General features: G+C 43.8%; 24 protein-coding genes. 15 read left to right on the forward strand and 9 right to left on the reverse strand.

Going from position 1 to position 24,435, the window contains the following annotated elements; genetic code table 11:
* Nucleotides 1-33 precede the first annotated feature (33 nt).
* From ACX0G7_RS13045 to ACX0G7_RS13055, 3 genes are all read left to right on the forward strand, one after another.
* Nucleotides 34-156, forward strand: coding sequence for a hypothetical protein (locus ACX0G7_RS13045; protein WP_458923925.1), 123 nt, complete (start codon nt 34-36; stop codon nt 154-156).
* Nucleotides 157-371: 215 nt separating this feature from the next.
* Nucleotides 372-851: a YcxB family protein gene (locus tag ACX0G7_RS13050; protein WP_458923926.1), complete on the forward strand. Its 480-nt coding sequence runs from the start codon at nt 372-374 to the stop codon at nt 849-851.
* 101 nt (nt 852-952) lie between these two features.
* The gene (locus ACX0G7_RS13055) at nt 953-2,053 is read left to right on the forward strand and encodes a fatty acid desaturase family protein (RefSeq protein ID WP_458923927.1); all 1,101 of its coding nucleotides are present in this window, start codon (nt 953-955) and stop codon (nt 2,051-2,053) included.
* Between the two features lie 21 nt (nt 2,054-2,074).
* On the opposite strand, the gene gldB is transcribed toward ACX0G7_RS13055, so the two are convergent.
* Complete coding sequence (gene gldB, locus ACX0G7_RS13060; RefSeq protein ID WP_458923928.1) at nt 2,075-3,169, reverse strand: gliding motility lipoprotein GldB; 1,095 nt, start codon at nt 3,167-3,169, stop codon at nt 2,075-2,077.
* Nucleotides 3,170-3,241: 72 nt separating this feature from the next.
* On the opposite strand from gldB, the gene ACX0G7_RS13065 reads away from it, so the two are divergent.
* Complete coding sequence (locus ACX0G7_RS13065) at nt 3,242-4,960, forward strand: NAD+ synthase (RefSeq protein ID WP_458923929.1); 1,719 nt, start codon at nt 3,242-3,244, stop codon at nt 4,958-4,960.
* 137 nt (nt 4,961-5,097) lie between these two features.
* Here ACX0G7_RS13065 and ACX0G7_RS13070 read toward each other — a convergent pair whose 3' ends face one another.
* Nucleotides 5,098-5,598 carry a lipocalin family protein gene (locus tag ACX0G7_RS13070; protein ID WP_458923930.1) on the reverse strand — a complete coding sequence of 167 codons (501 nt, stop codon included), beginning with the start codon at nt 5,596-5,598 and terminating at the stop codon, nt 5,098-5,100.
* Nucleotides 5,599-5,829: 231 nt separating this feature from the next.
* Between ACX0G7_RS13070 and ACX0G7_RS13075 the strand changes: the two genes are divergently transcribed.
* From ACX0G7_RS13075 to rsgA, 5 genes are all read left to right on the forward strand, one after another.
* On the forward strand, nt 5,830-6,831 hold the full coding sequence (locus ACX0G7_RS13075) for an AAA family ATPase (RefSeq protein WP_458923931.1): 1,002 nt from the start codon (nt 5,830-5,832) through the stop codon (nt 6,829-6,831).
* Between the two features lie 158 nt (nt 6,832-6,989).
* Nucleotides 6,990-7,862: a DUF58 domain-containing protein gene (locus ACX0G7_RS13080; protein ID WP_458923932.1), complete on the forward strand. Its 873-nt coding sequence runs from the start codon at nt 6,990-6,992 to the stop codon at nt 7,860-7,862.
* 3 nt (nt 7,863-7,865) lie between these two features.
* Nucleotides 7,866-8,834: a hypothetical protein gene (locus tag ACX0G7_RS13085; RefSeq protein ID WP_458923933.1), complete on the forward strand. Its 969-nt coding sequence runs from the start codon at nt 7,866-7,868 to the stop codon at nt 8,832-8,834.
* Between the two features lie 88 nt (nt 8,835-8,922).
* The gene (locus ACX0G7_RS13090) at nt 8,923-9,930 is read left to right on the forward strand and encodes a vWA domain-containing protein (protein ID WP_458923934.1); all 1,008 of its coding nucleotides are present in this window, start codon (nt 8,923-8,925) and stop codon (nt 9,928-9,930) included.
* Nucleotides 9,931-9,974: 44 nt separating this feature from the next.
* A complete protein-coding gene (rsgA, locus tag ACX0G7_RS13095; protein ID WP_458923935.1) occupies nt 9,975-10,901 on the forward strand; it encodes a ribosome small subunit-dependent GTPase A in 927 nt (308 codons plus the stop codon).
* A gap of 18 nt (nt 10,902-10,919) precedes the next feature.
* Here rsgA and ACX0G7_RS13100 read toward each other — a convergent pair whose 3' ends face one another.
* The 3 genes from ACX0G7_RS13100 to ACX0G7_RS13110 all read right to left on the reverse strand — a co-directional run bounded on the left by ACX0G7_RS13100 (nt 10,920) and on the right by ACX0G7_RS13110 (nt 12,066).
* Nucleotides 10,920-11,252: a DUF3630 family protein gene (locus ACX0G7_RS13100; protein ID WP_458923936.1), complete on the reverse strand. Its 333-nt coding sequence runs from the start codon at nt 11,250-11,252 to the stop codon at nt 10,920-10,922.
* Nucleotides 11,253-11,316: 64 nt separating this feature from the next.
* Nucleotides 11,317-11,478: a hypothetical protein gene (locus tag ACX0G7_RS13105; protein ID WP_458923937.1), complete on the reverse strand. Its 162-nt coding sequence runs from the start codon at nt 11,476-11,478 to the stop codon at nt 11,317-11,319.
* 51 nt (nt 11,479-11,529) lie between these two features.
* Nucleotides 11,530-12,066 carry a gamma carbonic anhydrase family protein gene (locus ACX0G7_RS13110; protein ID WP_458923938.1) on the reverse strand — a complete coding sequence of 179 codons (537 nt, stop codon included), beginning with the start codon at nt 12,064-12,066 and terminating at the stop codon, nt 11,530-11,532.
* 161 nt (nt 12,067-12,227) lie between these two features.
* Here ACX0G7_RS13110 and ACX0G7_RS13115 point away from each other — a divergent pair, with 161 nt between their 5' ends.
* Complete coding sequence (locus ACX0G7_RS13115) at nt 12,228-13,409, forward strand: aspartate aminotransferase family protein (RefSeq protein WP_458923939.1); 1,182 nt, start codon at nt 12,228-12,230, stop codon at nt 13,407-13,409.
* A 15-nt stretch (nt 13,410-13,424) separates the two neighbouring features.
* Here ACX0G7_RS13115 and ACX0G7_RS13120 read toward each other — a convergent pair whose 3' ends face one another.
* The 4 genes from ACX0G7_RS13120 to ACX0G7_RS13135 all read right to left on the reverse strand — a co-directional run bounded on the left by ACX0G7_RS13120 (nt 13,425) and on the right by ACX0G7_RS13135 (nt 20,213).
* Entirely contained in the window at nt 13,425-14,141 is a 717-nt protein-coding gene (locus tag ACX0G7_RS13120; RefSeq protein WP_458923940.1) for an MIP/aquaporin family protein, read from the reverse strand.
* Between the two features lie 384 nt (nt 14,142-14,525).
* Nucleotides 14,526-16,085 carry a glycerol-3-phosphate dehydrogenase/oxidase gene (locus tag ACX0G7_RS13125; protein ID WP_458923941.1) on the reverse strand — a complete coding sequence of 520 codons (1,560 nt, stop codon included), beginning with the start codon at nt 16,083-16,085 and terminating at the stop codon, nt 14,526-14,528.
* 70 nt (nt 16,086-16,155) lie between these two features.
* Nucleotides 16,156-17,655, reverse strand: coding sequence for a glycerol kinase GlpK (gene glpK / locus ACX0G7_RS13130; protein WP_458923942.1), 1,500 nt, complete (start codon nt 17,653-17,655; stop codon nt 16,156-16,158).
* Between the two features lie 41 nt (nt 17,656-17,696).
* A complete protein-coding gene (locus tag ACX0G7_RS13135) occupies nt 17,697-20,213 on the reverse strand; it encodes a DUF5686 family protein (RefSeq protein WP_458923943.1) in 2,517 nt (838 codons plus the stop codon).
* A 280-nt stretch (nt 20,214-20,493) separates the two neighbouring features.
* Here ACX0G7_RS13135 and ACX0G7_RS13140 point away from each other — a divergent pair, with 280 nt between their 5' ends.
* From ACX0G7_RS13140 to ACX0G7_RS13160, 5 genes are all read left to right on the forward strand, one after another.
* Nucleotides 20,494-21,117: a hypothetical protein gene (locus ACX0G7_RS13140; protein WP_458923944.1), complete on the forward strand. Its 624-nt coding sequence runs from the start codon at nt 20,494-20,496 to the stop codon at nt 21,115-21,117.
* 36 nt (nt 21,118-21,153) lie between these two features.
* Nucleotides 21,154-21,453 (forward strand): winged helix-turn-helix domain-containing protein, encoded by a 300-nt coding sequence (locus ACX0G7_RS13145; protein WP_458923945.1) that lies wholly within the window; start codon nt 21,154-21,156, stop codon nt 21,451-21,453.
* 106 nt (nt 21,454-21,559) lie between these two features.
* Nucleotides 21,560-21,928 carry a diacylglycerol kinase gene (locus ACX0G7_RS13150; protein WP_458923946.1) on the forward strand — a complete coding sequence of 123 codons (369 nt, stop codon included), beginning with the start codon at nt 21,560-21,562 and terminating at the stop codon, nt 21,926-21,928.
* Between the two features lies 1 nt (nt 21,929).
* On the forward strand, nt 21,930-22,616 hold the full coding sequence (locus ACX0G7_RS13155; protein WP_458923947.1) for a DUF1361 domain-containing protein: 687 nt from the start codon (nt 21,930-21,932) through the stop codon (nt 22,614-22,616).
* Between the two features lie 58 nt (nt 22,617-22,674).
* Nucleotides 22,675-24,228 carry a M28 family peptidase gene (locus tag ACX0G7_RS13160; RefSeq protein ID WP_458923948.1) on the forward strand — a complete coding sequence of 518 codons (1,554 nt, stop codon included), beginning with the start codon at nt 22,675-22,677 and terminating at the stop codon, nt 24,226-24,228.
* The last annotated feature ends 207 nt before the right edge of the window (nt 24,229-24,435 follow it).

The following is a 24,435-nucleotide window of genomic DNA, read 5'->3' on the forward strand; positions in this document are numbered from 1 at the left end:
CTAAACAACCCAATCCGTACACAAACACCCATTATGAAATCTAAACTCGTTCTGATCCTTGTAGTTCTTTCAATCGTTTTTACTTCCTGCAGCAGATATATCTCACCTATGCAGGCCGCCAATGGAAAGGCAAAATGTGGGAAATGGGTAAGATAATGCAACCGAAAACCCGCGCCTGAACACAGTTCATTTTCAATCGATTGTTTTTCCAGCACTTGTTTTCCAGGAATCATCCTGTCATTGTTTCCCGTTCATAGGTAATTGGCAGGCAGGCCATTTTAGTTCATTTTTTACTGTTTGATGAGCCTTCACCCGAATTTGCCTGAAATATTGGTATTTTGAACCATAATTCAAAAATGTCCAATCAAAAGATGACGGTACAATTCGGATATGAGAAAAAACAAGTATTACAAGGCCTGAGATATCATTTCATCAATCGGAAAGAGATTAAACTTCTGTTGATTTTTATTAATGTGTTTGCAATTGCCTCTGCAGTACTTTTTTATCTCAAGCTGATCCAGGCCATATCTTTCCTCATCTTTTCTGTCTTATGGTTTGTACTCATGCTTGTTATATGGCGGATACTTCCTGCCAGTATTTACAGGAACTCTGCAACATTCCGGGACCAGTTCATCATGCACTTTGAGCCCCAGGGTGTAAGGCTTGAAACGGAAAGAGGTGTACAGGATTGGACATGGGCCAAGTTCAGCCACTTTGTTGAAACCCCATACTTCTTTCATCTCTACTTCGATTCAAGGTCGTTTTTCCTGGTTCCCAAAGATTCATTCAGGGACATTTCTGAGTTACATGAGACCCGCGGTTTGTTGAGGGAAAAGATTGTAAAACGTTAATTTCCATCGTACGAACACCAAGCACTGGAGTAATTCGTTATCTTCGTATATTCACGGTAGTCAGTATCAAAATTGCCGTAGTGAAATACATATAACATCCAATGTCAAAGTTTAGCTTCAACAACAAAAACAAGGTTTTCTTCAACGAGCTTAAACGTTCAGTTGATAATTATTTCGTCGAAAACAAAATTCAGAAGACCGGGAACTTCAGTTTGTATTTGAAAGCTGCCACACTTATCCCGGCAGCGGTTACCATCTACATAGTCTTATTAACGGTATCCATACCACCCTTGCTTGGTGTAGCCTTATCCTGCCTCCTCGGATTTATCCTTGCAAGCATTGGCTTCAATATCATGCATGATGCGTGTCATGGCAGTTACTCTAGTAAGAAATGGGTTAATGATACCCTTGGCCTGACTTTGAATGCCCTGGGCGGTAATGCTTTCATCTGGAAATTCAAACATAACATTATTCATCATACATATACGAATGTTGATGGCATTGATGATGATATTGCCAAGAGCCCGCTTATGCGTCAGTGTTCAACTCAAAAATGGGTACCTGCTCACCGGTTCCAGCATATCTATGTAGTACTGGTTTATGCAATCTCCTCTTTCGCCTGGGTTTTTATGATGGATCTTAACAAGTATTTCTCTGGTAAAGTATACACTACCCAGTTGCAAAAGATGACTTTCCAGGATCACTTCACGTTCTGGTTCAGTAAGGCAATGTATGTTCTTTTCTATATTGTGATACCTGTGATGGCTGTAGGCTGGGGACCATGGGCGATTGGATTTGCCTGTATGCATGTGGTTCTTGGATTTACACTTGCCATTGTGTTCCAGCTTGCTCACGTTGTTGAGCATACAGAATTTGAAGCTGCTGGCATCGATGATAAAATTGTTGAGAATGAATGGGCCATTCACCAGGTGAGAACTACTGCCAACTTCGCACCAACAAATAAAGTAATTTCCTGGTTTGTGGGTGGTCTCAATTTCCAGATTGAACACCACTTATTTCCGCGTGTAAGCCACGTTCACTACCCTGCAATAAGTAAGATAGTTCGTGAAAGCTGTGAGAAACACGGTATAAATTATGTTGAGTTTCCAACGATGTCACAGGCTGTCGCGTCACATTTCCGGTTCATGCGCCAACTGGGCAGGAAGCCCGATGTTCCTGGAAACCTTGCAGGACAATTTTAATCGTGACCCCGGTTTAATTCATTATCCCGGCCGGTATTTACTCAGTTCAAATAATTTCTTCGGATCAAGTTTAATCAATTCGGGTAAGGTTGTAGCTGGATATTTCTCCATGTATTTTCTTACTATTTGCCTCCCGATAAACAGCCCGATATAGCCGGGAGAACCTTCTCCAAGCTCTGCTGTATTCGGCGCTTCCCCAATGTATCCTTTAATTATTGAGGGGTCTGTATTGTATGCCAGACTGTTCGTAAGAATGAAGTTCCAGATCAAACCTTCGTTGTCATAGGAGCCCTTTAATTGTTTTTCCGTGTAACCAATTTTAAGAGTGTCTTCTGTCTGTGGCATAAATCTGTCCAACAGGTACAGTCGCTTTCCTTTGTCGACCATTTTTTCAACCAGTGACTTGCCTACAGTATTGTCTGGATAGATATCATCGACAATATTTTTCATGGCATTTACAGGTATGTATTCCGGCGAAAATTTTCTCGAAATGTAAGCCGGGAATAAAGCCTGTCCCATTTCCGATCTGTAGACGGAAAAGTTACTGCCCAGGTGTAGCTGCAGGCCTATGATCAATGCGTCAGTGGTAAGTGCATCACCATAGCCAGCCGTCGAGCCTTCAAAATATGCGTCCAATGGACCAATAAATGTGATGAGCTTCTCCGGTGTCTTATACTGTGGAAAATAATGCTTCACATATTTCAGTCCCTGTAAAATTGCCTCCTTTGGCTCTTCAAAATTTTTAAAAACCTTGTCAGTTGAATCCTTGATGGGCCGGTAATCTGAAAGAAACTTGGTGATGAGGGTCCGCGTCTCCGGCTGGCCGCTGTTTAACGGTGGGAGCCCAAGGACTTTTTGAATAAAATCAGCAAGGAACACAGGATATTTTGCCTGAAGCTTAGCAAGACCACCTTCAAGATCATTGGTATCGAGGGTGAAAAAATCCTGTTCGAAGCGCTGCAGTTCCAGGTTCACTTCTATGTCGGAAACATCCGGCGCATCTGATCCGCTGCAGGCCGCCAGGCTAATCGCAAAGATGGTGGCAATTATTACCTGTCGAAGCTTAGGTCTTGTGATCTGGTTAAGAAACAAAAGGTGGTTTTTGCAGGTTCTCATAGGTTGAATTGTTTCGGTGAATGGCATATTTTTTTAAGATCACCCGTTTATATTTTGACTTAATTTTGAACTATGAAGATAGCATTAGCACAGCAAAATTATCACATCGGCAATTTTGAATCAAACACAAGAAAGGCAATTGAAGCGATAAAAAAAGCAAAAAATGATGGTGCTGATATTATCATGTTTACAGAGCTGTCTGTTTGTGGGTACCCTCCGCGCGACTTCCTGGAATTTGAAGACTTTATCAATAAATGTGACGAAGCGATAAATGAGATCAAACAGCATGCTGATACTATCGCAGTAATAGTTGGTGCGCCGCAAAGAAATACTATCAGCGAAGGTAAAAGCCTGTTTAATGCTGCATGGTTTCTTTACGAAAAAGAAGTACTGGCAACAACTCAGAAAACGTTATTGCCAACTTATGATGTCTTCGATGAAAACCGCTATTTCGAACCTGCGTACCAGTGGAACGTAATTCCATTTAAAGGCAAAAAGATTGCGCTTACCATATGTGAAGATATCTGGAACCTTGGGGATAATCCACTATACCGGATCTGCCCGATGGACATCCTCATGGAGCAATCGCCGGACCTGATGATCAATATTTCTGCATCACCATTCGACTATGATCATGATGATGACCGGAAAGAAATAATCCGCGCGAATGTTTTGAAGTACAAACTACCCATATTTTATTGTAATGCTGTGGGTTCACAAACCGAGATCGTTTTTGATGGTGGAAGCCTGGTGATGAACGCCCATGGAACGATAGTTAAAGAGCTGGCTTATTTCCAGGAAGATTACACCGTTTATGATTCTGACGATTTTGTCAAGGATAGCGGAAGCACCAGCGGTTCGCTTAACCCTGACCGTCAGTTCGATAAAGAGATGCGTGTGTTCAAACTGAACGATCCTGACCGGATCATGGAATATATGATTGCGGAAAAGAATATTGCGGAGATCCACCAGGCACTCGTTCTGGGGATACGCGATTATTTCAGCAAACTTGGGTTCACGAAGGCAATACTTGGTTCATCAGGTGGCATCGACAGTGCAGTGACGCTTGCTTTGGCAGTCGAGGCGATAGGTCATGAAAATGTACGTGCGGTATTATTGCCATCACAGTATTCAACATCTCATTCAATATCAGATGCGGAATTGCTTAGTCAGCGCCTCAACAACCCTTATGAGATAATAGAAATCAAGGGAGTTTATGATTCACTGATGGCCGCCTTAAAGCCGGCTTTCAAGGATCTGCCGTTTAGTGTGGCCGAAGAAAATTTGCAAAGCCGCACCCGCGGGAACCTACTAATGGCCATAGCCAACAAGTTTGGCTATATTCTTTTGAATACTTCAAATAAAAGTGAACTGGCAACAGGTTACGGAACATTATATGGTGATATGGCGGGTGGCCTTAGTGTTTTGGGTGATGTCTACAAAACACAGGTTTATGCACTTGCCCGTTTTATCAATAAAAACAAAGAGATCATCCCTGCGCATATTATCGAAAAGGCACCATCTGCCGAATTAAGACCAAACCAAAAGGACAGTGACAGCCTTCCGGATTATTCAATCCTCGACAAAATTCTATACCAGTATATAGAAAAAAGACAGGGACCAAAAGATATCATTGCCATGGGCATAGATGAAGCTGTGGTGAATAAAACATTGAAGCTGGTGAACACCAACGAGTACAAAAGAAATCAATTTTGTCCTATCATACGGGTCAGTTGCAAAGCTTTCGGAGTAGGAAGGAGGATGCCAATTGTCGGGAAATATTTGTCTTAATAGAAATTTAAAGTCCCTGGCTCAATAAGACCGTCCGGTACTTGTTGAATCAGGGACTTGTTATTTAATGACTGCATCTGCAATTAGTATCTGCATCCGGACTTCCAGCCATGCAAATCATAGTAGATCGCGCGGGTCTAGTGCTTAAGCGTAAGGATAATGTTGGCTGTTCCCGATGGCGAAATGAAGACAGGAACACCATCAACTTCTCTTTTGAGAACCAGTGAAGTTTCAGTCAGTGATACGATGGTAACATCACCATCAACCCCGGCAAGAATCGCTGTAGGAAAATTGATGACGGTCTCGTTAGTTTTGAATGTCCAGAGAAATCCAGTGGACTGCGGATCTGAGGAGGCGCATTTGGTTGGCCCCTCATCTACAGTACCAGTGTTATCAGCCTTGAATGTAATCAGGTTGTCCCGCTCGCAAGCTTCAATTTCAGAATCGGGAACCGGGACATCACCGGTGCCATCTTTATTAACATCAAGTGAAGCCTTATCATATTTCCAGGCGGCCAGGGTGAGCTTGTCGGTGTTGGTTTTGGCTTTTTCGTCGTTATCATCGTTTTTGTCACAGGCGGTGAGACATATACTTGCAGATAAAAGTATCACTGCAGACCGGGTAAACCATTTTTTCATAAAAAGTTTTTTATAACAGGGGATTCAATCCTTTTTAACTGCCAGACGGCTCTTTTATTGTGTTCGTTGGGCGATTAAAGTGGAAAGTTAGTGCTCATTTGCACTCAAATCGCTTTTTATGAGCCTTTTATCTACTGAAGCCGTCATTGGCATTGGCTTTGTTTGTATTTTGCGTCCCTGTCAGGTTTTCCTATCCGAAGACGAAATTATAAATAAGCATAAATTCCAAGTATGGTTCTTACAGCCGATGATATCCGTCAGTTAAATGACAAGATCCAGTATCAAAGTGTTTTCATTGACCGTCTCCGTGATGAGGTGGGAAGGGTGATAGTAGGTCAGCATGGCATGCTTGATCGCCTGCTGATCGGACTGCTGAGTAATGGACACGTGTTGCTTGAAGGGGTACCGGGACTTGCGAAAACACTGGCAATAAAATCACTGGCCCAGGCGATCCACGCTAAGTTCAGCCGGATCCAGTTCACTCCTGATCTTTTACCTGCGGATGTGATAGGAACAATGATCTATAATCAATCAAAAAACGAATTTATCGTTCGGCAGGGTCCTATTTTTGCCAATTTTATCCTCGCGGATGAAATTAACCGGGCACCGGCGAAGGTCCAGAGTGCTTTACTTGAGGCAATGCAGGAAAGGCAGGTTACCATCGGCGAAAGAACCTACAAACTGGACGAACCTTTCCTGGTCCTGGCCACACAGAACCCACTTGAGCAGGAAGGCACATATCCGTTACCTGAGGCACAGCAAGACAGGTTTATCATGAAAGTGATAGTGGATTATCCGTCCAAACTGGAAGAGCAAATGATTATCCGGCAAAATGTGCAGGGCATCAGAGGACCGGAGGTTGGCCAGGTTGTTTCGGTCCAGGAAATAAACCAGGCGAAAGAATTGGTGAGAGCCGTGTATATGGATGAAAAAGTTGAAAATTATATTCTCGACATTGTTTTCGCGACAAGATACCCGGAGAAATACAAGCTGGAGAAACTAAAGCCCCTGATCAGTTATGGTGGCTCGCCTCGTGCAAGCATCAACCTTGCACTGGCGGCCAAAGCGCAGGCGTTCCTGAATAAGAGAGGATTTGTTATCCCTGAAGATGTAAGAAGTATCTCGAAAGAAGTTCTTCGTCATCGCCTTGGACTTACCTATGAAGCCGAAGCTGAAAATGTAAGCGTTGAAAATGTGATCGATGAGATTCTAAAGGTTATCCAGGTTCCATAAACGACAATGATGAAATCGGTAACGCGATGTAAAAAAATGCAGACTACCGGATTTAATAGCAACAGACGACCTGATATACCAGAAATGCACACTATCGGGTTTACCAGAAATGCTGATTACCGGATTACTAAAAATACTGACTATCGGATTTACCAATAATGCTGACAACCGCTGAAATATTAAAAAAAGTTCGTGAGCTTGAAATAAAAAGCAAAAAACTTACGCGTCATATATTTACGGGTGAGTATCACAGCGCTTTTAAGGGCCGGGGTATGTTGTTTAAGGAAGTCAGGGAATACCATCATGGTGATGACATCAGGTTTATTGACTGGAACGTGTCTGCAAGGTTCAATCATCCCTTCAGCAAGGTATTTGAAGAAGAAAGAGAATTAACCGTAATGCTGCTCGTAGATGTTAGTGCCAGCTCCATGTTTGGTACAACCCATGCGAGGAAAAAGGACCTGGTTACAGAAATTGGCGCAGTGCTGGCATTTTCCGCGATCAGTAACAATGACAAAGTAGGAGTTATTCTTTTCACTGATAAAGTTGAATTGTTTATACCTCCAAAAAAAGGACGTGATCATGTTTTGTATATGGTAAGGTCGATGCTAACTTCCATGCCTAAACGAAAAGGTACAAGCCTTGGTGAGGCGTTGCGTCGTTTTAATAATTCAACGCGTGAGCGGTCAATCACCTTTGTTTTAAGTGATTTCCTGGATAGCAGTTTTGAAGATGCCCTGAAGGTTGCCGGCAAGAAGCATGATATCGTCGGAATAAAAGTATATGACAAAATGGAAATGCGCCTTCCTGACATAGGACTGGTAGAGGTTCAGGATGCAGAAACGGGAAAAACGGCGTTTGTTGACACCAGCGATGCTTCGGTGCGCCAACAGTATCAATCCGCTTTCTTTCAACATACCGAATACTGCAAAACTGTTTTTCTGAAATCCGGATCGGATCTGTTACATATAGCGACGGACGAAGACTATGTGAAAGTGTTAAAGAAGTTTTTTATCGGCAGGAATAAGTAGTACATGAATTTTTCCCTCAAACATATAATAACAGTTTCGTTATTGTTCTTTACGGTCTTCTCCACCTATAGCCAGGTAAGTGTTAAGGCTTCGGTGGACCGTGATAAGATATTGATAGGGGAACCTATCACTTTGACCCTGCAGGCTTATGCTCCGCTTGGTGAACCAGTAACCTGGTTTGCCCTTGATACCATTCCACGCTTTGAGTTCATTAGTAAAGGAAAACTGGACACTATCGAGAATGTTGATAACAAGAAGCTGGAGCAGACTGTTGTTATCACCAGCTTTGACTCAGGCAGCGTTTTGTTTCCGCCTCTTGAGATGAAGGTAGGAGACAGGATTTATCTTACTGACAGTCTCATCATAGATGTTGCCTATAAAAACTTTGATCCTGCAGCGGAATATAAAGACATCAAAGCCATAGAAGAGGTAGAGAACAACAGCACTGACCTTGTGCCCTGGATCATCGGGGCGATAACATTATTAGCGATTGCAGTGATCATCTGGTTGATGCGAAAGAAAAAAACAAGTGAAGCAGGCAAAATTACTGCGACTCCTCTGTTACCGCCCTACGAGCAGGCTATGGATGCTTTGGCAAAACTTAAACAAATGGACTGGAGCCAGCCAGCCGCGGTAAAAAATTATTACACTGAACTGAATGACATCTTCCGTGTGTACGTAAATCGTACCATGGATATCACATCACTTGAAAAAACCAATAATGAGCTGATACTTCAATTGAGGCAGTCCGGGATGAGTAAGGAGCGCTTCAATGAGCTTGCCCAAACCCTGAGGATGAGTGATTTTGTGAAGTTTGCAAGGTATCAGCCGGCACAATCCGATAACGAACAAAACTGGGAAGTGATCAATACATCAATTAAAACCCTGAACAATTTAAACGCTCCCGTCAACGCTTCAGCCGGAACAAGTAAAGATTCCCCTGAAAAAAATAAGCCAAGGGCGATTGCATGATGATGTCCGGGAATAAAGGTTTAATGACAACGGGATTCATAATAACCAATAACCCCGGATTTAATATCCGGAGATAATAAAAAACATTTTGGTATACGACTGGTTTAAAAATATAGAGTTTGCTTATCCCTATTTATTTGGGTTGCTGTTGTTATTGCCATTGATGATCTACTGGTACCTTGTCAAAACAAGTGGGTTACAGGCGAAACTAAGGGTGTCATCATTACAGTCATTTCGGGATAACAGGTCATGGAAAAACTTCCTGCGACATGCTCCTTTTGTTTTGAGAATGCTTGCACTGATTTGCCTGGTCGTTGCATTGGCAAGGCCGCAAACACGTAATGATGAGGAATTGAAGAGCGGTGAGGGAATCGATATTGTACTGTGCATGGATGTGAGTGGTTCCATGCTGGCGCAGGATTTTTCGCCGAACCGCCTGGAAGCCTCGAAACAGGTTGCCGCGGAATTTGTAGAGAATAGGGCGACAGATCGCATCGGACTGGTGATCTTCGCAGGAGAAAGCTTTACCGTTTCACCGATTACCACCGATAAGGCCATACTTAAAAATCAAATTTTCAGTGCTCAAAGCAGCATCCTGGCAGATGGTACGGCTATCGGTGATGGAATCACCACCAGTGTAGAAAGACTGAAAGGCAGTGCAAACAAATCGAAGATTATCATATTGCTCACGGATGGAGATAACCAGGGTGGCCTGATAGACCCGACTGCTGCCCGGGAAATCGCAAAATCTTATGGTATCAAGGTTTACACCATTGGTGTAGGAGGTGATGGGTATGCCCAGACTCCTGTACAGGGTAGCGGAGGCACTGTTGTAGTGCAACGGCAAAAAGTAACGATTAATGAACCTTTGCTGAGGGATATCGCTGAACAAACCGGTGGCTTATATTTCAGGGCACGTGACAACTCGAGCCTGCGGAATATTTACCAGGAGATAGATAAGCTCGAGAAATCAAAGGTTGAAATTACAGCGCTTAGAAGATTTACAGAGCGCTTCTACCCGTTTGCGCTGGCTGCGATATTTTTGCTGGTGCTGGAAATGGTGTTGAGGCTTACAGTTCTGAAGAAATTTCCATGACATGTTCAAATTTACGGGTAGGGTGAGAGCAACAAAAACGAGTGATGAAAGCAACGATATATAAATCAACCGGAAGCTGGTATGTAACCAAGACCGAAGATGGTAAGATTTTCAATGCCAGGATGAAGGGAGTTTTCAAGCTCGATGGAATAACATCCACGAACCCGATTGCTGTGGGGGATAAAATCAACATTGAGATGGAGAATGAACTGGAACATTCGGTCACCATCACGGAGATCCTTCCACGAAAAAATTATATCAACCGCCAGTCACCACATAATAAGTATCAGCATCATATTGTTGCTGCCAACCTTGATCAGTCAATTCTTTTCGCAACATTGAAAGATCCGAAAACATCGCAGGGATTTATAGATCGTTTCCTGGTGACCTGTGAAGCCTATCATGTGCCGGCCATCATCATCTTCAATAAGGCAGACCTGTACCGGAAAAAAGAAATGGAAAGATTTGAACAGCTTCAGTCTATTTATGAATCGGTAGGATATAAAGTGATACTGATGTCAATACCCAACAACATAGGAACCGACGAAGCCCGCGCGGCGCTTGCAGGAAAAGTCACGCTTATGAGTGGCCATTCCGGGGTAGGTAAGTCGTCCTTTATTAATACCATCTTCCCGGAACTCGGACTTAAGACCAGGGAGGTGAGCGACTGGAGTGGAAAGGGGATGCACACAACCACTTTCGCAGAGATGTTTGATATCCCGGTGGGTGGAAAAATCATCGACACCCCCGGATTGCGTGAATTTGGGATCGTCGATATCTCTAAACAGGAATTGTCGCATTACTACCCCGAAATGCGGGTGCTTATCGGCGACTGCCAGTTTAATAACTGCCTTCACACTGATGAACCTGGTTGTGCAATAAAAAAGGCCCTGGAAGAGGGCCGTATTTCCGAAGAAAGATATGTAAGCTATTATAACATTCTCGAATCCATTGATGAGAAAGGCTACTAGTCTCTTATTGCCGATACGTTATGAGGCATAACGGCGAAGAGAATGTACCATCAGCTTGTTCTCAAGAAAGTTTGCAACTTCAATTACAGCGTCATTTTCTCTCCGGGGTGCCTCGCGGAATTTGCGTGGGTAAAGAGAGATGCCCGTGTAAATGTTGTAATGTAAGGTAAGCGTCGATCCTTTAAAGTGAAAGTCCCAGGTGAGGGTGTCAAAGTCGTCTTCTTTGTTTTGGAATTTGATCTCGAGATCATCAGAAAGAATGTTGGCAACTTCGTAAAATCTTTTAAGGCCGCAATCATCATCGATAATGGCTTCCGTGCAACCAAAATCGGTACGGAGGGTTAGGCTCATAATGGTAGGATTTAGGGTGATTATAAAGGGGTGTGATTTCTTTTTGGGGAGGGAGTTTGATGGGTTAAGCCTTGAATTTTTTTTGCTTTTTGACCTTTTCGCCACTTAAAAGTTGTTCTGCGCCAACAGCGCCACTGGGACAACCATATTTCGGACTACAGGAAGACCCGAAAATCAACACAACTGCAAAAACGATGAAAAAGAGGGTCAGGCCGGTTGTTTTCATAAATTGTCTTTGAGATTAGCGACAGATAAAACTATAAAGATTAATTGGAAGTTACAAGTGTTCACTGTTAACCTGGTCGCGGAACCAGTCTGAATACCGGAGGTAATTTTCAGCTATCCTGTTGATTTCGCCACTGATATGCGCTTCCGAAACATCTTTAACTTTTTTTGCGGGAACCCCGGCATATATACTTCCCGGTTCAACAATTGTACCCTCCAGCACGACGGCACCGGCCGCTATAATGGAATTACTGCCTATCTGTGCATTATCCATAACGATGGCTCCCATACCGATCAACACATTGTCTGCCACGATACAACCATGGACAATAGCGTTATGACCAATTGAAACATTGTTCCCGATGATCGCCTGCGTTTTTTTAAATGTACAGTGAATGACCGCGCCGTCCTGGATATTTACCTTGTTGCCAATCCTGATGCTGTTAACATCTCCCCTTACCACTGCGTTGAACCAGATGCTGCAATCGTCACCAGTAACTACATCGCCCACTATGGTTGCGTTCGGAGCAAGAAAACAGTTCGAGCCAAATTGAGGATAAACATTTTCGACATGAAGTATTGTGGCCATCCGGGAAATGAGTTTACTTGAAAAGCAAATATCTGATAAAATCGGGCCATGACCTGAACGAAGAGAAAATTAAAGCAGCGCTTTAAACATCTTTGCGGAAATTTGACGGCCGGGCAGGCGTACGAAGGTTCGGGCCACAAGGGAAAACTAAAACAGAACGGATGAATCAAAGAGAATTATTTCTAAAGCACGTAGCGCAGACTTCACCGGCGCCAATCGGCCTGGAAATCGTGAAGGCAAAAGGTAGTTTGATGTGGGATGCCGATGGAAATAAATATATAGATCTGATAGCCGGAATAAGTGTTTGCAATGTCGGGCACCGCCATCCGAAGGTAACAAAGGCCATAAAAAAACAGGTTGATGCATACCTGCATTTATTAGTTTATGGGGAAATGATTGAAAGTCCGCAGGTCCGGTATGCGAAGCTCTTAACGGACCACCTGCCATTAAGCCTGAATGCAGTGTATTTCACAAACTCGGGGGCGGAAGCAACAGAAGGAGCCATGAAACTTGCCAAGCGGGTAACGGGGCGCACGCAGATCGTGGCTTTCAATCAAAGCTATCATGGCTCCACTCAGGGCGCGCTGAGCATAATCGGCGATGAATACTGGCGGAATGCATACAGGCCATTACTACCCGGAATATTACACGAAGAATATAACGCGGGATCCGCTATTGAATCAATTACAACTTCCACAGCCTGCGTAATCCTCGAAACTGTCCAGGCAGAAAAAGGAGTTATTGAACCCGAAATAAACTGGCTCAAAGCCATCCGGGAAAAATGTAATCAGACAGGTGCATTGATGATCATGGATGAGATCCAGACAGGTTTTGGAAGAACCGGAACGGTCTGGGGTTTTGAAAAATATGGTGTTATTCCTGATGTGATTTTATTGGGTAAAGCACTTGGCGGAGGCATGCCATTAGGCGCCGTGATTGCAGATAAAAAGCTGATGGACCATTTCACACTTAATCCGGTGCTCGGGCATATCACCACTTTTGGCGGTCATCCCGTAAGTTGTGCGGCGGGCCTGGCAGCTTTCGGAGTATTGTCAGACAAGGAACTTGTAAAAAAAATTGAAAGCAAGCGTTCCCTGTTTCACAAACTGATTGGTAATCTCGAAGGATGCACATTGCGGTCCGCCGGATTACTGATGGCACTGGAATTCGATAGCTTTGAAACAAACAAAAAGGTGATCGACACCTGTATTGCAAATGGCGTGTTGACGGATTGGTTTCTGTTTGCACCAAATTGTATGCGCATCGCGCCTCCGCTCACGATCTCCAAAAAAGAAATAAGAAAAGCCTGTGGCGTAATACAGGAAGGGGTAAGGAAGTTATGAGTGATGGGTTATGAGTTATGAGTGAGTTATGAGTTGAAATAAGAAAGCTGCTATGAAGGCGCCGACTATTGGTGCCACGACGGGTATCCAGGCATAGGCCCAGTCGCTGTCTCTTTTACCACGGATCGGAAGAATAAAATGTGCAAGCCTTGGAGAAAAATCACGGGCAGGATTGATTGCATAACCCGTGGGCCCACCGAGTGACAATCCAATACCTATTACCAACAAGGCAACGGGAAGGGCATCCAATGTTCCCAGTTTAGTTTCGGGTTTGATCAGCAACAAAGCCCCCAGGACCAGCACAAAAGTGCCCACAACTTCACTTACGATGTTGTTTAAAGTGTTTCTTATTGAAGGTGAAGTACAGAATACTCCCAGTTTAGTATCCGCATTCGTGGTGGCATCAAAATGTTGACGGTAACTTGCCCAAACGATCACAGCGCCAACAAAGGCACCGAGGAACTGTCCCCCGAGATAGGGCATTACAAGCGATGAGTCAAGCTTGCCCAGGTAAGCCATGGAAAGCGTCACCGCCGGATTTAAATGACCCCCGCCGCCAAGGTTAACAGAAGTAAAGACGCCAACAAACACTGCCATTCCCCAACCAAAAGTAATGGACATCAAACCTCCATTATAACCTTTTGTTTTGTCAAGGATAACATTTGCAACAACGCCATCTCCAAGAATGATCAATAACATAGTTCCAATGAATTCTCCGAGAAAGGGACTCATAAGCAAGTTTTTATTTTTCGTATAGCAAGTAAATTTCTGTGCGGAAATTATATAACAAATATGGAAACTTCGAATTTAATAAGCAATACTTAATGTAACAGGATCGAAACTATCGGCCCAGCACGGAACCTAAACGAACAGTATCGACTTACCGGCCCAGCACGGAACCTAAACGAACAGTATCGACTTACCGGCACAGCACGGAACCGAAACGAACAGTATCGACTTACCGGCACAGCACGGAACCTAAACGAACAGTATCGAACTTACCGGCACAGCACGAAACTTACGCGAACAACATCGAACACAATGGCACAGCACCGAACTTAAACGTATAACATCGAACTCAACGGCACAGAACGGACAAGCTCGCTGAACATCAACTCATTTTTTCGGGAGATAAGAGGCTGCAATCTCCTTGAACTCCCGCAACTGCTTATCAATCCATGCCTGGTCATAATTCATTTCAGCAGCCATGAGTGCTGCAACCACAGGTGCTGCCTCAACCGCCGCCGCTGCATCTAATAATAATGCCCTGGTCCTACGACTCAAAGCATCTTCCACGGTCATACACATTTCTTTTCTTACCGCCCATATAATCTCCGCTTTCCGGTATGGAAGCCGCTCATGTATCAGCGATCGTAGTGATTCGTCCTGCACCATAAGTTCTTCTATCAGGGGGATATCAGCGCCGTAATAGTAATTTGAACCCGTTTCTGTGCTGTGACTTTGGCCGCCATGTATGCTTAAATCTGTAGTCACGCAATCTTTGTATGGAAGCCTCGCCTGGACCGCTGCGGTGTTTACTGTGTCTTCAGCCATCTTTCGGTAAGTGGTCCATTTACCGCCAACGATACTAACAAGACCGGAGTCAGAAATAATGATAGAGTGATCACGTGAAATCTCGGCTGTTTTTTTTGCTGTATTTTTTACAAGTGGACGCAGACCCGAATAGATGCTTCTTACATCATCTATAGAAGGATCTTTAGTAAGATATCTTGCCGCGTGAGTGATCAGGAATTCAATCTCTTCATCCCTTGCCAAAGGCTCACTCAGAATATCATCAACCAGTGTGTCCGTAGTACCGACGATTATTTTCTGGTGCCATGGAACGGCGAACAGCACGCGTCCATCATCTGTGTTTGGAATCATGATTGCCGAAGTTCCGGGCAGGAAATTTTTGTCAAGCACAATATGAATTCCCTGGCTGGGTGTTATGGTTGATTCCTTCCCAGGTTCATCCAGTTGCTGAATACTATCCGAAAAAACACCGGTCGCATTGACAACTACCTTTGCTTTTATTTCATACGACCTGTTACCAATTACATCATTGGCAACTACGCCTGCAATATCAGTTCCGGATTTTATAAAGGAGGTGACATCAAAATAATTGAGGACAACCGCTCCCTGTTCAACAGCAGTCTGGGCAAGATTAAGCGCCAGTCTTGAATCGTCAAACTGGCCGTCGTGATACATTACTCCACCTCTCAATCCGTCAGGATCGAGCGTGGGAGCATGTTGCAGCACCTCTTCAGTAGAAAGCCATTCTGATGCCCCAAGGCCAAGACTTCCACTCATCCAGTCATAAACCTTAAGACCAAGGCCATAATACGGGCCTTCCCACCACTTGTAATTCGGGACAATAAATGACTGGTTTTTGACAAGATGCGGGGCATTCTTTTTCATCACCCCTCTTTCTTTCAGGGCATCCATTACCAGTTTTATGTTGCCTTGCTGCAGATATCTCACACCACCATGTACAAGCTTGGTTGAACGGGAAGAAGTTCCTTTTGCAAAATCAAACTTTTCGAGCAGAATGGTTTTATAACCGCGCGAGGCTGCATCAACCGCGGTTCCAAGCCCTGATGCACCACCACCAATGATACAGATATCCCAGGTACCACTATATTGGTCAAGTTGTGTGATTAAATCTTCTCTTCTCATTATTAAATTAAATAACTGGTTAATTCACTACTCACAACCCGCTCATAATCCGATATACATCATTAGATGTTTATTTGTCTTCTGCCCAGGCGATACTCGCTTTAACCGCCCGCTGCCACCCTTTGATCAGCTGTTGGACTTGTTCTTCAGGCATAGCCGGTATAAATGCTTTATCCTCCTGCCATTGCTTCTGGATCTCGGGGATACTGTCCCAGTAACCTATCGCAAGACCAGCGAGGTAAGCTGCACCGAGTGCTGTTGTCTCGGTTATTTTGGGCCGTATCACCGGAACCCGAAGAATGTCTGATTGAAATTGCATCAGGAGGTTATTGATTGTTGCACCTCCATCAACCCTTAATTCTTTGATAGAAATTCCAGAGTCGGCTTCCATTGCTTTTAAAACATCCATGGTCTGGTAGGCTATGCTTTCGAGGGCAGCCAATGCTATATGATTTTTTGATGTACCGCGCGTCAACCCAAACACAGCACCCCTTGCATGCTGATTCCAGTGAGGAGCGCCAAGCCCTGCAAACGCAGGAACAAAATAGATTCCATCGTTGTCTTTCGCTTCTGAAGCCAATGCTTCAATTTCTGCCGCAGAGCGGAGTACCTGCAATTCATCGCGTAACCATTGTACTACCGCGCCGGCTATAAAGATGCTTCCCTCCAGCGCATACTCTACCTTGTTATGAAGTTTCCAGGCAACTGTTGTCAAGAGATTGTTTTTCGAAGCAACAGCTTTTTCCCCCGTATGCATCAGCATAAAGCAACCAGTGCCATATGTATTTTTGACCATCCCCGGATTTGTACACATCTGGCCAAATAAAGCAGCCTGCTGATCACCCGCGATACCGGAGATCGGAATGTTGGCATTGTTAACAACGGCATCCGTTACTCCGTAGGTTTTGCTGGATGGCTTCACTTCAGGTAACATTTTGACCGGGATGTTGAAAAGCTTCAGCAACTCATGGTCCCATTCACAGGTATGAATATTCAGCAACATAGTGCGGGAGGCATTGCTGACATCAGTAACATGAACTTTTCGCCCGGTTAACTTCCAAACGAGCCAGCTATCTACTGTGCCAAAAAGGAGATCACCATTTTCTGCTTTTGCCCTGGCACCACTTACATTATCCAGTATCCATCTAAGCTTTGTCGCCGAAAAATAGGCATCTGTAACAAGACCGGTTTTTTGCTGGATCATGGGAGAGTGCCCACTCGCTTTTAACTCATCACAGTAAGCTGCGGTTCGCCTGTCCTGCCACACAATAGCGTTATAGACGGCATGACCGGTATGCCGGTCCCACACGATTGTGGTTTCGCGTTGGTTCGTAATTCCAATGGCTGCAACGCCATCTGTCTTGATCCCGGCCTTAGCCATTACTTCTGCCATCACGCTGAATTGCGTTGACCAGATTTCCTCCGGATCATGTTCTACCCAGCCGGGTTGCGGATAATGCTGAGTAAATTCTTTCTGAGCAACTGCTACAATATTACCTGAATGGTCAAACAATATTGCCCTCGAACTTGTGGTTCCCTGGTCCAGGGACATTATATACTTTGAAGACATGCAACCGGATTTTGATTGCAAAAGGTAATTAAAAAAGATAATTAAAACGCAAACCGGAAACTGCCGAAAATTCCAAAACGTTTTGCCTTCTCTTCAGGTAAGGGTGTTGGTGATAAGCGCCAGATAAAATCAACCCTGAAAAACCGGAAGATATTGTCAACACCGGTTCCCAATTCGAGATAGACTTTTCCATTCAGTGATTCAAAAGGAGGGTATATACCACTAAGGTCCTTATTGTATTCTTCGTTTTCTGCGCTTAGTTTGCCCATCAGTGCTTTGGCACTCCAGAACTGGCGCCATTTAAGCTTACGCATAAAGGGTGCAAACCTGAATATTCCATTGCCAAAATTATGTTCGATATTCACGCCTACATAACGGTCTTGTATATACTCATACCTGTTCATCAGGTTGAATGCATATTTGTTGTAATAATAGATCTCATTACCTGGTGCAACATCCAATAACATATATGGTAGCTTGCCAAAAGTTTTTCCCGCAAAAACATTGTAATACAAACTACCAAACGGAGCAATATCCGAGTAATCAGAAACACTTCCGCTGATCTTATGGTAGTTATAACTACTACCCAATATGTCCTTGATGCCCCGTGTGTATTTGAGGTCGACTATAGGCAACGGACTTCCGAGACTATACCTGTAAAATGTACTTTCCAGATATCTTTCAAGATAAGCATACCTGAGCTTTACTGAAAATTCAGTGGTTATCAGGTCATCTTCAAAATTGGTCTTGGGCGGCAGATTTTGCAGGGGTTCAAACGTTTTGTGCATACCCTCCACCAGCACCGAAAAGCCGGATTTCCATTCTTTGAAAACGTTGATCTTTTGTTCATTGGTCATCATGAACTTAATAGGAACACCACTCTTCCTTATCGCCAGCGCAAATATGTTATCCTGCGTAAACTGGTCATAGTAGAACTGGCCGTAATCAATATCATTTTTCCACGAAGCATAAATATATGTTCTCGGGCTGCGTTTCAACATATACATTCCATCCACCTGGAATTTAAATTTCTGATCATAAAATCCGTAAGCGAGATAACTATGCAGTAAGATCTTTTTACTGAAATGTTTATTGGTACCGAGGTCAAAACGTACCCTTGTACCCTCCTGGACATTGTAGGATATCCAATTGAACCATGGGCCGATCTGGTAGTTACCGATATTCAGGTATCCTGTAGTGAGGAAATTCACTTTTTTTGTAAGGGTTTGGAATTCGGGCATCTTAAGCAGTGTGTCGATGGTATTGTACAGCGCTTTCTCACTTGTTGTGAGATCTTCGTGCCGCGATTGAACCCAGAATGAATCAGACACGAACCTTGCCGAATCAGGCAGTATCGTTTCTTCTATCCTGGTATTCTTATCCAGTTCGGCGACTACGGCCGGGCTGTTGACAACAACTTTTTCATATGTAGTTGTTTTCCGCCCAATCGCAGACAAACTTTTCTCTCCCAGTGCAGAGAGATCTGCCACGAATTTATCCCTTGAAAGAAACCAGATCGAGTCATTGATCAGTTTATATTCCTGGATCAGGCTTAGCTTGTCAACGTAATTGATATTCGCATTCTTCGAAAGCCGCAGGTTCATCTTCTGAACGGCAAAGGTTGTATCATGTATCCAGCAATCCCCTTCAAAAGTATTTTCTCCTTGTCGTTTGGCAGTGAAAGTGAAATGTATCAGCCGCCGCCCGGCCACGATCTGCGTATCCAGCACCTTGTAACGATAATAATTATCACCGTTATCACTGATCGGGCTGATAAACTTTTTATCCATCACGGGGATAAAATTGTTGTAGAAATTTATGTTCTGATCCATACCACCCAGGAGCTTGGACACACTTTCATTGTTTACGCCCAGAGTTTTCGTGCCTTTGAACACCTCTCTTCTGCGCTGAGGGGAACGCTGGTAATAATAGTCGGAAATTGCTTCGGTAAGATAGATCGGGAGATAAGGATTGCCCTCTTCTGTTGTATCTATATTATTGAAGACAAAATTGAATTTTTTGAGGTTCAGCAAAGGGATATTCTCAAGATTTTTGGGCTTGAGGTTCTTGATGTCGACTTCGAGCTTATTATACAGTTCGTATCCAAAATTTTCAAAACGATAGCGGTCATTGAAAGGTTTTCTTCTGACAATTCTCTTCCACATGAGGTATCCACGATCAATCGTTTTCCTGACCACTACTTCCGCCGCATATTTCCCCCGCTCAAGCTGGATGGTTATATCTATAATATTATTCTTCGCATTTTTAACAAGATTAGAATCGATCGGCAGCAGGAAATCCTGGTAACCGACATAAGTAACCAGGACGGTATCTTTTGGCCATTCGTTAAAACGGAACTCAAAGGCACCCGCTGAATCGCTGAGTTTACCGGTAGAAGTTTTTTTAAATTCTATGGATGCAAAGGGGACAGGCTCCAGGCTATGCACATCTTTAATGACACCCCTTAAAATTTTAACCTGTGCCGAAACATTTATGCCAACGATCAAGAGAATGAAAACTGCAAAAAATCTGAACATCTGTCTGACACGAACGATCATACTTCAAAAATACGCTATGGTTGTTAATCCTATTTACAAATCGCCCGTTAAAGAGCCTTTTCAGCCCGAGGAGCATCATTCCTGACGGATCGCTGCACAGCGGATTGTTAATGTTAGGTATACGGCACTTCATCTTTCAGGGTATGCACCCTGAAGCGCTTTAATGCTATGTTAACAATCCCACTGTGCCTTTGTTCTGACGATCATTACCGAAAGAAATTGTAAATCTGTTTGGAATCACCAATAAAAAGCTTGTACTTTGCAGTACAAAGCACTCTATATGGAAGCAAATCAGCAGCTGGATACCCTTCAGGACATAAAAAGAATGATGGAACGATCATCCCGTTTCATTTCTTTGAGTGGCTTTAGTGGGATTGCCGCCGGCATTTGCGCTTTGGTGGGGGCCTGGCTGGGATGGAGGGAGATCAATGATTTTAACGCAGGTACGGGGTCTTATGCAGATAACAGCTCGGTTCTTGAACTGGAAAAATCCCTGATGACAATCGCGGGAGGAGTGTTTGTGGGTGCGCTGGTGCTGGCTTTCGCTTTCACTTATCGCCGTGCCAGGAGAAACAACCTGTCCGTCTGGGACCTGACCGCAAGGAGATTGATGATAAACACTATGATTCCCCTGGCGGCCGGGGGTATATTTATCATGGGTCTTATGTATCATGGTGCAACTGTTTTCGTGGCACCGGCCTGTCTTGTTTTTTATGGGCTCGCGCTGGTAAACGGCAGCAAATATACTTTGGGCGAAATCAGGTATCTCGGGTATGGTGAGATAATTCTCGGGCTGATCAATCTGTGGGTGCCTGGATATAGCCTCATTTTCTGGACAATTGGGTTTGGGTTTTTACATATATTTTATGGAGTGATCATGTGGTGGAAATATGACCGGAAATAGCAGCCAGCATCCACCAGTACTAATAAAACTTAAGTTTTGAAGAACCCGATCGAACATCTGAACAAAATTTTTGAAAGTCGCATCCGCATGGGTGTGATGAGCATACTCATGGTGAACCCTGAAATCAGTTTTAACGATTTGAAACAGATGATGGAGGTGACCGATGGGAACCTGGCTTCTCATATGGTAAACCTTGAGGAAAACGGTTATATAAAGGTGCACAAGGGTTTTATCGGGCGGAAAACCAATACCACCTATTCGATTACCCGGGCCGGGGAAAAAGCTTTCCGCGACCATATCGAAGCGCTTGAAAACATGATTCGAGGCATGAAGTAAATTTTTTTGCCTTTATACTTTGCAAGTCAAAGCGCTTTCTGGCGTCGTAGGGTGTTATGATTGAACTTTGCCTGGGGCGTGTAGGACAGAAAACTAAACGAACAATATGAATGATGAAAAATTTTCCTTCCGGTCAAGGATCCGGAGCTTCAAATTTTCCTTTGATGGCCTCGCGGCCTTTTTCAAAAAGGAACACAACTCGTGGATACATTTTGTTGCTACGATCGTAGTGCTGGTTTTTTCAGCCTGGATAGGGGTTACTAAAACTGAGCTGCTTGCAATAGTGTTTGCTATCGGCTTTGTTTGGGTTGCTGAGATATTCAATACCTGTATTGAAAGAGTAATGGATTATATCAGTCTCGAACGCCATCCCGATATCAGGTTCATCAAAGATCTTGCATCCGGGGCGGTATTGATTGCTGCAATCACAGCGGTAGCGGTCGCCCTCATTATTTTTATTCCCAAATTTTTATAAGTTGAAAACGTTAAACATCCTCCTGTATATTACGCGGCTAAATTTTATCAAATCTGAAATTGACCGGCTGCTCGGCTACGCTATCTTGTTTAGTTTGTCTTTGGTTATCTTCAGGGTCTGGTACACCGGTGAACCTGTTTTCATCTTCATGCCCTGGAATCTTTTCCTGGCATATCTGCCATACCAGCTCCTGAAAATATTTAGTCCATCCGCGCATGATGTGAAAGGCAAGCCTGGGTTTGCAGTGTTGTTTATTGTGTGGCTTCTTCTAATACCCAATGCTTTTTACATGATCACTGATTTATTTCACCTCTTCCAACGTGAAGGCATACCCTTGTGGTTTGACCTGGTTCTCCTCATGTCTTTTGCCTGGAATGGAATGATACTTGGCTTTTTATCGGTCAGGCAAATGGAAAAAAATCTATCGTTGATAGTTCCCGGGCTTCGTGAAGGACTGTTTGCCGGTGGAATAATGTTTCTCAATTCGTTTGGCGTGTATCTTGGTCGTTATCTACGTTTCAACAGCTGGGACATTATTTCTAATCCATTCAGCCTGGTGGAAAACATCTGGCTGCTGGTGCTAAATCCCATCGATAACCGGGCTGCATGGGCAATGATTTTTGCCTTTACAATCATGATGACCATTATATATAAAATGCTCAAAAAACTTAGCCGGCAACTGATATGATTGAGGGTACGTTTGCTCATTATTGGTTATTTTTAGCGTTACCAAAACAAAAACTGCTATGGCATTGATCAGGTCCTCCGGATTGTTAGTCGCGGCTACGATTGCTGCGAACTTCGCTTATTCTCAAAACATTAGTCCCTCAATCAGTGGTTCTGGAACCGGCAATTCTTTGTCGGGCACATCAGCTAAGCACTCATTAAAAGATAACCTGTCTACCAGTAATGCGACAGTCTTTCAACAAATAAATAATGAGGTGCTCGCCAATTCCACCGCTTATGAAAAGTTGAGTGGGGCGAGTAAAAAGATCGGCCATCGCCTAACTGGTTCTGCAAATGGTAAAAAAGCGGAACAGTACTCATATGATCTGCTTAAAGCGTATGGATATAATAATGTGAGATTTCAACCCTTTGAAGTTGAAAGTTGGAGCAGGGGTACAGTCAGGCTTCAGTTAACTGATGCTTCTAAAAATGCAACTTCGGAGATCAAATGTGTAGCGCTTGCGCATTCTCCTGTCAAAGTAAATATCAGCTCAGAGTTGGCAGACATGGGCAATGGCCTGGAAGCTGAATATCTTGCCGATCCGGGGAAGGCGAAAGGTAAAATCGTTTTTGCTTCTTTGGGATTGTTGCCTGGCTCTCCAGCAGGATTGGTAAATCTGCATCGTTCAGAAAAAACGGCGCTGGCTATAAAATATGGTGCAACGGGAGTGATCTTATTTAATGGCGTAAAAGGAGGCATTCTGTTAACCGGTACTGCTTCAGTCACGGGCAAGCTAAATCCAATCCCGGCCGTTTGTATCAGTTTTGAGGAAGGTATGCGTATTAAGGAAGCGATGAAGGCCGGAACATTTTCGGCGAAAATTGAGATGAGCAATTTCAGCGGGAAGATCAAGGCAAGGAATGTTATTGCTTCAATACCCGGAAAGAAATTTCCTAACGAAAAGATTGTGATCTGTGGGCATCTTGATAGCTGGGACCTTGCTACAGGTGCAGCTGATAATGGCATCGGATCTTTTTCGATTATAGATATGGCCCGCACATTTAAAAAGCTGAACCTGCAATGCGATCGCACAATTGAGTTTGTATTATTTATGGGAGAAGAGCAGGGCTTACTCGGTTCCAATGCTTATGTGGACCAGGCAAAAAAAACCAATACATTACAACAGGTCGGTTATGTCTTCAATTTTGATATGGCAGGCAATGCCAATGGTTTTACGGCGGGCGGAAGAAAGGAAGCTGAAGCCTTTTTCAAACAAACAGGCGAAGAAATAAAAGCCGTTGATACTTCATTCAGGAACCGCAGTGGTGCCGGAAGGGCCGGGCTTCATAGCGACCACGAACCATTTATGTTACAGGGCATACCGACTGCCACGTCAACCGGTGAACTTAGCGAAGACATCGGCCGTTGCTATCATGCAGATTGTGATGGTATTGACATCATCGAGAAAAAGTGGATGGTGAACCAGGTTAGATTCAGTTCAATGATGATCTATGCGATGGGAAATGCGCCCAGCTTACCGGCAGCTCAATTCAATGATGAACAAACAAAACAATTTCTCCTTGATAACAATCTGAAGGAAGCACTTACAATCGCGGGTGACTGGAGGTGGTAAGTGGAGTCAAAGTTGTTGCTGATGTTAGCAGTGGGTTTTATAATTATTGGCAGGTGATTGTTATTTGCCGGGATATTTAATATGTGAAGGCTGATATTTTCGTAGGTAATTGTATAAATGAAAAGCGGCTGACAGTTTGAGAACTGGCAGCCGCTTTTTATGTTTGGTTATAGTGTTTTAATCCTTTCAGGAAGTTTGATGCGTTGA

The organism is Flavitalea antarctica, assembly GCF_054461535.1.